This is a genomic window from Mesorhizobium sp. M4B.F.Ca.ET.017.02.2.1 (genome assembly GCF_003998955.1).
GTDB classification, from domain to species: Bacteria; Pseudomonadota; Alphaproteobacteria; order Rhizobiales; family Rhizobiaceae; genus Mesorhizobium; species Mesorhizobium abyssinicae.
In genome coordinates, this window is sequence record NZ_RZOF01000251.1 from 1 (window position 1) to 9,565 (window position 9,565).

At 65.4% G+C, this 9,565-nt stretch carries 10 protein-coding genes; 2 read left to right on the plus strand and 8 right to left on the minus strand.

Annotation, left to right across the window (positions count from 1 at the left end; all coding sequences use genetic code 11):
• Positions 1-233 precede the first annotated feature (233 nt).
• Entirely contained in the window at positions 234-1,688 is a 1,455-nt protein-coding gene (locus EN738_RS24505) for an MFS transporter (RefSeq protein ID WP_127285956.1), read from the plus strand.
• Between the two features lie 138 nt (positions 1,689-1,826).
• On the opposite strand, the gene EN738_RS24510 is transcribed toward EN738_RS24505, so the two are convergent.
• The 3 genes from EN738_RS24510 to EN738_RS24520 all read right to left on the minus strand — a co-directional run bounded on the left by EN738_RS24510 (position 1,827) and on the right by EN738_RS24520 (position 4,331).
• Positions 1,827-2,324 (minus strand): MaoC family dehydratase, encoded by a 498-nt coding sequence (locus EN738_RS24510; RefSeq protein WP_127285957.1) that lies wholly within the window; start codon positions 2,322-2,324, stop codon positions 1,827-1,829.
• A gap of 227 nt (positions 2,325-2,551) precedes the next feature.
• Entirely contained in the window at positions 2,552-2,980 is a 429-nt protein-coding gene (locus EN738_RS24515) for a phasin family protein (protein ID WP_127285958.1), read from the minus strand.
• Between the two features lie 55 nt (positions 2,981-3,035).
• The gene (locus tag EN738_RS24520; protein WP_127285959.1) at positions 3,036-4,331 is read right to left on the minus strand and encodes a DUF445 domain-containing protein; all 1,296 of its coding nucleotides are present in this window, start codon (positions 4,329-4,331) and stop codon (positions 3,036-3,038) included.
• Between the two features lie 201 nt (positions 4,332-4,532).
• On the opposite strand from EN738_RS24520, the gene rirA reads away from it, so the two are divergent.
• A complete protein-coding gene (gene rirA / locus EN738_RS24525; RefSeq protein ID WP_127285960.1) occupies positions 4,533-4,994 on the plus strand; it encodes an iron-responsive transcriptional regulator RirA in 462 nt (153 codons plus the stop codon).
• Between the two features lie 13 nt (positions 4,995-5,007).
• Here the strand turns inward: rirA and EN738_RS24530 are convergent, their stop codons facing one another.
• Genes EN738_RS24530 through hemP form a run of 5 tightly spaced genes read right to left on the minus strand, consistent with a single transcriptional unit; the run spans position 5,008 to position 9,120 of the window.
• Positions 5,008-5,796 (minus strand): heme ABC transporter ATP-binding protein, encoded by a 789-nt coding sequence (locus tag EN738_RS24530; RefSeq protein ID WP_127285961.1) that lies wholly within the window; start codon positions 5,794-5,796, stop codon positions 5,008-5,010.
• A 7-nt stretch (positions 5,797-5,803) separates the two neighbouring features.
• Complete coding sequence (locus EN738_RS24535; RefSeq protein ID WP_127285962.1) at positions 5,804-6,904, minus strand: iron ABC transporter permease; 1,101 nt, start codon at positions 6,902-6,904, stop codon at positions 5,804-5,806.
• A gap of 2 nt (positions 6,905-6,906) precedes the next feature.
• Complete coding sequence (locus tag EN738_RS24540) at positions 6,907-7,803, minus strand: hemin ABC transporter substrate-binding protein (protein ID WP_127285963.1); 897 nt, start codon at positions 7,801-7,803, stop codon at positions 6,907-6,909.
• A 12-nt stretch (positions 7,804-7,815) separates the two neighbouring features.
• Positions 7,816-8,877, minus strand: a complete 1,062-nt coding sequence (locus EN738_RS24545) for a hemin-degrading factor (protein ID WP_127285964.1) — start codon at positions 8,875-8,877, stop codon at positions 7,816-7,818.
• Positions 8,878-8,913: 36 nt separating this feature from the next.
• Positions 8,914-9,120: a hemin uptake protein HemP gene (hemP, locus tag EN738_RS24550; RefSeq protein WP_127285965.1), complete on the minus strand. Its 207-nt coding sequence runs from the start codon at positions 9,118-9,120 to the stop codon at positions 8,914-8,916.
• Between the last annotated feature and the right edge of the window lie 445 nt (positions 9,121-9,565).

Consider the following 9,565-nt stretch of genomic DNA (forward strand, 5'->3'; position numbering starts at 1 on the left):
CTCAACCTGCTGGCCGCCCTGGATGTCCTGCTGAACGAAGGCAGCGTGGCGCGCGCCACGCTGCCTTCGTTCAGCAGGACATCCAGGGCGGCCAGCAGGTTGAGATCGGGTGACGGCATCGCCGGATCATAGCACGGATATATGGCGTCGCATGCATGAATAAGATGCAAATGCTGCGTCTTCCGCCATGTCAGCGAGGGGTGTACGACCAGGCCGAAGCAAAGGAGCAAGCCATGGCGAACGTCGCGGAAAAAGTTGCAACCGAAAGCAATTGGATTGACGGCGCTGCGACGCCCACGCGGTCCGTTCGCTGGGCGCTGGCCAGCCTGTCGCTTGCCACGCTGTTGTCCTCTCTTGGCACCAGCATCGCCAGCGTCGGCCTGCCATCGCTGATGCAGGCGTTCGGCGCCTCGTTCCAGTCCGTGCAATGGGTGGTGCTGGCCTATCTGCTTGCCATCACCACCATGATCGTCAGCGCCGGGCGGCTGGCCGACATTGTCGGCCGCCGCCCGCTGCTGCTCGCCGGCATCGCCCTGTTCACGATCGCCTCGGCGCTCTGCGCGCTGGCGCCGACGCTTGGGCTGTTGATCGCGGCGCGGGCCGCGCAAGGCCTTGGCGCGGCCGTGATGATGGCGCTGACGCTGGCCTTCGTCGCCGGCACCGTCCCTAAGGCCAGGACCGGCAGCGCCATGGGCCTGCTCGGCGCCATGTCGTCGATCGGCACCATGCTTGGCCCCTCGCTCGGCGGACTGCTGATCGCCGGCGCCGGCTGGCGGGCGATGTTTCTGGTCAATGTGCCGCTCGGCTTGCTGGCTTTCGCGCTTGCCTGGCGCGCGCTGCCCAAGGACGGCAGGTCCGGGCCGGGACGAAGCGCTTTCGATACGCTCGGGACGGTTCTGCTCGGCCTGACGCTGGCCGCCTACGCGCTGGCCATGACACTGGGCAAGGGAAGCGTTGGTCTGCTCAATCTCGCCCTGCTTGTCGTTGCCGCCCTTGGCGTCGCCTTGTTCATCGTGACGGAATTGAAGGTCGAAACGCCGCTCGTCCGCCTGGCTGCATTCGGCGACCGCATGCTGACCGCAAGCCTCGCCATGAGCGTCGTCGTCTCGACCGTGGTGATGGGCCAGTTGGTGGTCGCGCCGTTCTACCTTTCCAGAGCGCTGGGCCTCGACCCCGCCACAGTCGGGCTTGTTATGTCCACGGCACCGTTGGTCGCGACGCTGGCTGCGGTGCCGGCGGGGCGGCTGGTCGACCGCTTCGATGCCCAGCCGACGATGATAGCCGGCCTGGCCTCGCTCGTTCTCGGCACGTTTGCCCTCTCGTCGATCCGGATCGCGTTCGGCATTCCCGGCTACGTCGTCCCGGTCCTGGCGCTGAGCGGCGGCTACGCCCTGTTCCAGACCGCGAATAACGCCGCGGTGATGGGGGCCGCGACCGCCGACCAGCGCGGTGTCGTCTCCGGCCTCGTCAACCTGTCGCGCAATCTCGGCCTGGTCACCGGCGCATCGCTGATGGGCGCCATATTCGCCGCGGCATCTGCTGGAGCAGATTCAGCGACCCCATCGGCAACCCTGCTCGGAATGCAGGTCACGTTCCGGGTCGCGATGGCGCTTGCGCTGTTTGCGCTCGGCCTTGCCGTGTTCTGCCGGCGGGCGGCTACGAGAAGCAAGGAGCGGGCCGAGGCCTAGAGCTGTTTCGAAATTCGCTCTGGCGAACCATATGGTGGTGGCTTCGAGAACCGGAGCGCAGCGGACGTTTGGGTCTGTGACCACCGGAAGCGCACAAAACGCCATCAGATGGCCGCCAGAGTAGAATTCCAAACAGCTCTAGGCCCCTGCCCGCTTGCGGCGCTCGTACAGCATAACCAGTGTCTCGGCGGTCAAGGCCGGCTTCTGCTCGCCTTCGATTTCGACCGTATTGGCGGCCTTCATCAGATACTGGCCGGGGCCCCTGTCCTCCATGGACAGCAGCGTCGTGCGCAACCTGATGCGCGAGCCGACCCGGACCGGCGCCAGGAAACGCACCTTGTCGAAGCCGTAGTTGAAGGCGGCCTGGGTGTTTTCGGGCACGATGCCCATGTCGAGCGCCAACGCGCCGATGATCGACAGCGTCAGATAGCCATGCGCGATCGTGGTGCGGAACGGGCTCTGCCGTTTTGCCCTTTCAGGGTCGACATGGATCCATTGATGGTCGCCAGTGCATTCAGCGAACTGGTCGATGCGATGCTGGTCGACCGTCGTCCACTCCGACACGCCGACTTCCTGCCCGGCCATCGTCCTCAACTGCTCGAAGGTCGGCGGCGTCCTCGGCCGTGTTTCCGTCATTCCTGCTTTCCCGATCGCTTTGCCTGTCTCCCGATCACGAAGCGGAGCCCCCTGTCAATTCGCCGCCTGGCAATTCGGTTCCGACGGGCAGCGTTTTGCTGCCATGGGTGGCAGTTCGTCCACAATGCCGCCGGAAGGCAGCATTGCCCCTCAACGCCCGCGACCTAGCCGCTCCCGGAAGCGCGAGGGTACCTGGCAGGCAGCACCAGCGACGCCGGTGGGAAGCGTCACTTCTTGTCGTAGCCGGCGCGGATCTCCGCCAGCGCGTCCTTGATCCGCTCGCGCAGGATCTCGATGGATTCGGTGCCGGATTTCCTGGCCATTTCAGCCACCTCGCCGGCATTCTTCAGCGCCGTCTCGAAGGATTTGCGCGCGAACTCCGCTTGCCTCGCCATCAACTCCTGCGGATTGCCGGGCGCCCGATAATTCTGCGCCAGATCGGTGATCTCGCGCAGCGCGTCCCGCATCATCTCGCGTTGCCGGCTGAGCAACGAGGACGCGCCGGCCGCGCCGGCCCTGGCCGATTTTTCGAGTGCTTCCAGATTCTTGCGGTGGTGGCTGATTATCGCCTCGACATCGACATTCGGCACCTTCAGGTCGCGGCCGAATCTGCTGAACATGTCCAGGAACGAGTCGGATTCCGGTTGCTTCGCCATATCTCTGCTCCCCAATCTACTCCCGCCAGGAAGAATAGAGCACGCTACGCTTGCGTCAATTGACGAGGAACAACCGCTCGGCCGTGTAGAGCACGATGCCGGCAAGGCCGCCGATGACCATGCCGTTGAAGCGGATATATTGCAGGTCCCTGCCGATGTTCATCTCGATCAGCCGGGTGAGCTGGCCGAGATCCCAGCGCTTGACCTGGTCGGCGATGAATTTCGACACGCCGCTCTTCTGGCTTTCGACGAAGGACGACAGCGCCACCACGAACCCCTGGTTCATGTCGGCCCTGATCCGCGCGTCGCTGGCCAGATGGCGGCCGACCTCGACGAACATGTTGGCCAAGTGGGCGCGGATCAGGGAGTTCTCCGCCTGAGCGTCCTGCTCGATGAACTGCCGCAGGCTTTCCCACATGCCGCCGGCCAGCGCCTTCATCTCCGGCTGCTCCAGGAAATCGCGCTTCAACTGCTCGGCCCGCCTGGCATATTGCTTCGACGTCCTGAGCCGTTCGATGAAAGTCCTCGCGAAACGGTCGAACTCTGCCCGCATCGGGTGGTCGGGATCGGCCCGCACCTCCTCGAGCAGCGTGCCTGCCGAGGCCACGATCTTCTTCAGGAGATAGGCGTCGGCGCGAAACAGGTTGAACAGCGACGGCAATTCCTCGCGGATCTTCTCGCGCATGGCGGAGAGCGCCTCCTCGTCGTTGAGGAACCGGCCGATCACCCTGGTGAACTCGTCGAACAGTTTCTGGTGGCGGCGGTCGTCGGTGAGCGCCGACAGGAGCTCGGCGGCAAGCGGCGCCAGCGGCACCTTCTCGACCTCATCCATCATGCGGCTGGTGACGAAGCCGCGCAGGCCGGATTGTTCGACGGCGGCAAGCGTCTGCGGCACCAGGCGGGCGACAAAGCGCGACAGGCCGGCGGCGCGCTCCGCATCGGCCAGCCAGTCGGCGACCAAGGCGGAGAAATCGACCTCGGCCAGCTTTTCGCGCACCGGCTCCGGCGCCAGGAAATTGACCTCGATAAAGCGGCCGAGATTGTCGGCGATGCGGTTCTGGTTTTCCGGGATGATGGCCGTGTGCGGGATCGGCAGGCCGAGCGGGCGCCTGAACAGCGCCACCACCGCATACCAGTCGGCCAGCCCGCCGATGGTCGCCGCCTCGGCGAAGGCGGCGACGAAGCCGAGCCACGGATAGGTGCCCTCGAACGACTTGGCGAGCGCAAAGACCAGAACGCAGAGCGCCAGCGCCGCGGTCGCCACGAACTTGGTTCGCCTCAGCGCCGCAAGCTTGGCAGCGGCGTCGGTGTCGAATCGGACATGGTTCATGGCCGGGGCCGCTTGTGACATTGTGAGCCGCTCCTGATCGATGTTGCGACTTATCTAGGGACGCTGAAGGCCAAATGCCCGCGGCACGCTACCCACGCTCACGATTTGCGCCACCATGCACATAAAGTTGACGCGTTTATTCATCTATCGTGCGCTGCCAGTCTGGAATTGTTCCAAGGTATAGGCCATATTGAGCCCAAGCTACTGGTTCAAGAGGACGAAATGCGGCTGACGCGCCAGACCAACTATGCCATGCGCATCCTGATGTATTGCGCCGCCAATACCGAACGGCTGAGTCGCATCCCCGAGATCGCCGCCGCCTATTCGGTGTCGGAGCTGTTCCTGTTCAAAATCCTGCAGCCGCTGGTGGAGAACGGCCTGGTCGAGACGGTGCGTGGCAGGAATGGCGGCGTCAGGCTCGGCCGTCCGGCCGAACAGATCAGCCTGTTCGACGTCGTGCGGGTGACCGAAGAGAGCTTCGCCATGGCCGAATGCTTCGAGAACGACGCGGTCGAATGCCCGCTGGTTGACAGCTGCGCGCTGAACTCAGCGCTGCGCGAGGCGCTCAACGCCTTCTTTGCCGTGCTGTCGCGCTACACGATCGCCGACCTTGTTGCGGCGCGCCCGAATGTGCGCCATCTGCTCGGCATCGACATGCTGGAGCAGCGGGCCCCGGCCGCCTGATTGCAGCCGGCGGCTAGGCCGCCGATTGCGGCAAAACGAACGGCATATTGGCTGCCGGCAGCACGCCAACTTTCAACCGGCAATCGAACACCTTCTCGATCAGTTCGTCGGTCAGCACGTGCTGCGGCGCGCCCGCGGCGGCGAGCCGGCCGCGATGCATGACGTGGATGCGGTCGGCATACATGGCGGTCAGGTTGAGATCGTGCAGGATGGCGACGACGCCGCCGCCGCGCCTGGCGAAGTCGCGGGCAATGTCCATGATGATCAGTTGGTGCTTGACGTCGAGGCTGGACACCGGCTCGTCGAGGAACAGGTAGCGTGGCTTGCCGTCGAGCACCGGCGCCCAGACCTGGCAGAGCACGCGGGCAAGCTGCACGCGCTGCTGCTCGCCGCCTGAAAGCTCCTGGTAGAATCGTCCGGTAAAGCCGTCGAGATCGACGCGCGCCAGCGCCCGCTCAGGCAGCCGCGCGTTCTCGCCGGGCAGCACGCCGGAGCGTCCGCCGACAAGGCCGAGCCTGACGATCTCGCGCACCGTGAACGGAAAGGACAATGTCGTCGCTTGCGGCAGCACGGCGCGATAGGTCGCCGCCTCAACCGGCTTCATCGCCTTGAGGTCGCAGCCGTTCAGCGCAATGCCGCCCGTATAGGCAAGCTCGCCCGACAGCGCCTTGAGGAATGTCGTCTTGCCCGAACCGTTGGGTCCGACAATGGCCGCGATCTCGCCCGGCCGCGCGGCGAAATCGACGTGGGTGACGATGCGCTTGCCGCAGATCGCCACCGAAACATCGCGCGCTTCGATCATGCCAGCCTCACAGGTCGATCACGCCGCGCTTGCGCAGCAGGATCCACAGGAAGAACGGCGCGCCGGCGACCGCCGTAACGATGCCGATCGGCAGTTCGGCGGGCGCGACGATGGTGCGGGCGACCGCATCGGCCAGCAGCAAGAGCGAGCCGCCGAGCAAGGCCGACGCCGGCAGCAGATAGCGGTTGTCCGGGCCGATCAGCAGGCGCAGCAGATGCGGTACGACGATGCCGACGAAGCCGATGCCGCCGCTGACGGCGACGGAGGCACCAACCGCCGCCGAGACACCGACGATCGCCGTGTATTTCAGCCGCTGCACCGGAATGCCCAAATGGCCCGCCGTCGCTTCGCCCAGCGCCAGCGCGTTGAGGCCGCGCGCCAGGAACGGCATCGCCGAGAGGGCCAGAACGATGACCGGCCCGACGGAGCCGATCTTCTGCCAGGTCGCGCCGGCGAGCGAGCCGAGCTGCCAGAAGGTCAGGTCGCGCAACTGCCGATCGTCGGCCATGAAGATCAGGATCCCGGTCAGCGCCATGGCAAGCGCAGCGAGCGCAAGGCCGGCGAGCAGCATGGTGGCGACCGAGGTGCGGCCATGCCTGGTCGCAACGCGATAGAGCAGCAGCGTCACCGCCAGCCCGCCAGTGAAGGCCGCCAGCGGCAGCGCCAGCGTGCCGAGGGCCGAGGTGAGCGGCGCCAGCCACGTCGAGCCAAGCACGATGACGGCGACGGCGCCAAGGCTGGAACCGGCCGAGACGCCGATCAGGCCGGGGTCGGCGAGCGGATTGCGGAACAATCCCTGCATCACCGCCCCCGACACGGCGAGTGCGGCGCCGATCAGCACGCCGAGCAGGGCGCGCGGCAAGCGGATGTCGTAGACGATCAGCCGGTCGCGGGCGCTCAATACCGCGTCGCCGGGCACCGCACCGGTGAGCCAGTCACGAACGACGCCGACGGCCGAGGCGTCGGAGGCGCCCGATGTCAGCGACAGCAGCACCGAGACGGCAAGCGCCAGGCACAGAGAGAGTATGACGAGACGAGCGCGCGCCGAACGGTCGCCCTCGGCCACCGTCATCCTGCCCGCCGCGCCGGCGATCGATTGACCCGCCATGATCAGTCCGTGACCTGGCCGCCATAGAGCGAAACGGCAAGGTCGTGGATGGCTTCTGCCGTGCGCGGTCCGAAGCCGAGCAGATAGCCGCCATCCATGCGGATGACCTTGCGGGCGAGGCCGGCCGGCGTCGAGGCAATCGACGGATTCGAGAACAGCTCGTCGTCGGACACCGCCGGTCCGGCATTGTCCATCATCAGGATGACGTCCGGCTTGGCGGTGACGATCGCCTCGTCCGACAGCTGTTTGTAGCCGGAGAAGCGCTCGACCGCGTTGACGCCGCCGGCCAGCCTGACGATGCCGTCGGCGGCGGTGTCGCTGCCGGCGGCAAGGATCTTGCCGCCCTGTGTCGACAGCACGAACAGGATGCGTTTGCGCTCCTTGATCGAGGCCGTCTGCTTCTCGGCGGCCTTCAGTCCGGCGTCGACCTTGGCCGCCAGCCTGTCCGCCTTGGCATCGACGCCGAGCGCCTTGCCGACGAGGCGGATTTTTTCGAGGATTCCGTCATGGGTGTAGTGCTCGGGCAGCTCGATGAAGGGAACGCTCGACTTCCTCAGAACGTCGACCGCTTCCTTCGGGCCGCTGCCGTGCAGGGCCAATATCCCCGACGGATTGACCGACAGCACGCCTTCCGGCGACAGCTGGCGCATATAGCCGACGTCCGGCAGCTTGAGTGCGGCTTCCGGATAGCGGCTGGTCGAGTCGCGCGCGACGAGGTGGTCCTCTTCGCCGAGCGCGTAGACGATCTCGGTGATCGAGCCGCCGATGGCGACGATCTTCGACGTGTCGGCGAAGACGGTCGCGGCTTCCTCGGCTCGAACCGGCAGGACGGCAAGAAGAAGCGAAAGTCCGATTGCCGGAGCAAGGTTCGGTCGCGACAGACTGGGGAAGGAAACCATGGTTCATCCTCCTCAGGCAGCGGTCGGGCTTGGGATGCGCGGCAGGTTCTCGGCGAGGAACCGCCAGTCGTCGCGCTCGCCCTCGCCTTCGTGGCGCTTGCCGAAGAACTGGATGATCATCTTGCCGTCGGCGCCATAGGCTTCGAGCGAGGTGACATGGCCGTCCTTGGTCGGCTTGCGCACGGCCCAGACCTCATGGATGTGGTCGTTCCTGAAGTGCAGGTGGAACGTCTCGTCCAGCACGTTGATCCACGGCCCCATCGGCTTGACCGCCTTGATCGGACCGGAATGGATCTGGATGCAGCCGCGGTTTCCGACGAAGCACATGATCGGCATCGCGCCTTCGGCGGCGTGATGGAACATGGCGGCTACGGCATCCTTGTCGAGCAGCCAGGCATAATCCTGGCCGACCATGCGCACCGCCTGGCGGCGGCTGAGCTTCAGCGTCTTCAGCATGCCGAAGAACTGATGCACGTCGGTGAGCCTGCTCCACCGGTCGCGCAGGTCGTCGATGCTGGCCGCCTGCCCCTCGACTTCCGGCTCCTCCTCGCTCGCGCTTGCCGACACGGAAACGATCGGCTCCTGGTTCGACGATTCCAGTTCCGCCACCAGCTTCTGGTAGGCGTAGAGGTTCGAGGCGGGCCTCAGATGCACCTTGTGCACCGCCTCGCCCGAAGCATCGAAGAACTGCAGGCTGCGGCGGATGTCGCCGCCGTCGCGCTTCTCGACGGCAAAGCCATGCGCCCAGACTTTCGGGAAGATGCGCAGGTCGATGTTCTCGCCGAGCACCATGGCGTTGTGATTGCCGGTGACGACCTTGTCGTAGACGCCGATCTTCTCGTGAACGGCGCTCTCGTTGCGGGTCAGCGCCATCACCTCGCCGACAGCTTCGAGGCCGGTCAGCAAATCGTTGACGCGCGGCTCGACCCGCACGACGCCCTGCCCGCTATGGGCCGCGACGAGCTCAGCTTCCGAGATGCCGAGCTCGGCGGCAAGGTCGCGCTCGCGCGCTTTCGGATTGTCTTCCCGCGCCCGCCGGATTTCATGCGGTGTGGGTTTCACGCGCTGGTCCATGTCTTCCCCTGCCTTCAGCCTGTCGTCGGTTGCTGCTCACTTGTTGAGGATCAGCTTGCCCTGGCGGGTGATCTTCAACCGATAGAGCGCGCCATGGTGCTCGATGCCGATCTCGTGCTCGCCTTGGAAAAGCGTGTTGCTGGAGAGCGTCCTCACCGCCAGCGGAACGCTGTCGAAACGGGTGGCAACGTCTTCGGAACGACGGACGCGATAGCGGAAATCGTTTGCGTTGTGCGTGTTCATCTGGGTCGGTCCTTTCCCTGTGCCGGCCACCTGGCCGGACGTCTGCATAAAATGCCGATTCATTTCTTGACTCGAATAATCATGTTTTATACCAGTGCAATACCGGAGTAAATGAGTCAACATTTAACGCGCCGGATGTGATGAAAAATGCCAGCGAGCCCTCGGGCCAGCCAGCAGCGAACCTGTAATCTGGAGTTGGGGCATGGGGTTGGCGAATTGGCAAAGGCTGGGTCTGGCGGATGAGAACGCGGGCTCGGCGCAACGGTCTATGGCAAGGGGAATGGCCGCGCTTCTGGCCGGCGCGGCGGCGATCGCGATCCTGACTCCGCCGGCAAGCGCGCAGCAGACAGCCCAGGCTGCAAGCGACCAGCAGGCCGATCCTGCAAAGAAGACGGAAGAGACGAAGCCGGCCGAGGCGACGCTGCTCGACAAGATCCTGGTGCTC

Coding starts and splice junctions, on each gene's coding strand:
- EN738_RS24505 (WP_127285956.1), top strand. CDS start 234: ATGGCGAACGTCGCGGAAAAAGTTGCAACCGAAAGCAATTGGATTGAC.
- EN738_RS24510 (WP_127285957.1), bottom strand. CDS start 2,324: ATGACGGAAACACGGCCGAGGACGCCGCCGACCTTCGAGCAGTTGAGG.
- EN738_RS24515 (WP_127285958.1), bottom strand. CDS start 2,980: ATGGCGAAGCAACCGGAATCCGACTCGTTCCTGGACATGTTCAGCAGA.
- EN738_RS24520 (WP_127285959.1), bottom strand. CDS start 4,331: ATGTCACAAGCGGCCCCGGCCATGAACCATGTCCGATTCGACACCGAC.
- rirA (WP_127285960.1), top strand. CDS start 4,533: ATGCGGCTGACGCGCCAGACCAACTATGCCATGCGCATCCTGATGTAT.
- EN738_RS24530 (WP_127285961.1), bottom strand. CDS start 5,796: ATGATCGAAGCGCGCGATGTTTCGGTGGCGATCTGCGGCAAGCGCATC.
- EN738_RS24535 (WP_127285962.1), bottom strand. CDS start 6,904: ATGGCGGGTCAATCGATCGCCGGCGCGGCGGGCAGGATGACGGTGGCC.
- EN738_RS24540 (WP_127285963.1), bottom strand. CDS start 7,803: ATGGTTTCCTTCCCCAGTCTGTCGCGACCGAACCTTGCTCCGGCAATC.
- EN738_RS24545 (WP_127285964.1), bottom strand. CDS start 8,877: ATGGACCAGCGCGTGAAACCCACACCGCATGAAATCCGGCGGGCGCGG.
- hemP (WP_127285965.1), bottom strand. CDS start 9,120: ATGAACACGCACAACGCAAACGATTTCCGCTATCGCGTCCGTCGTTCC.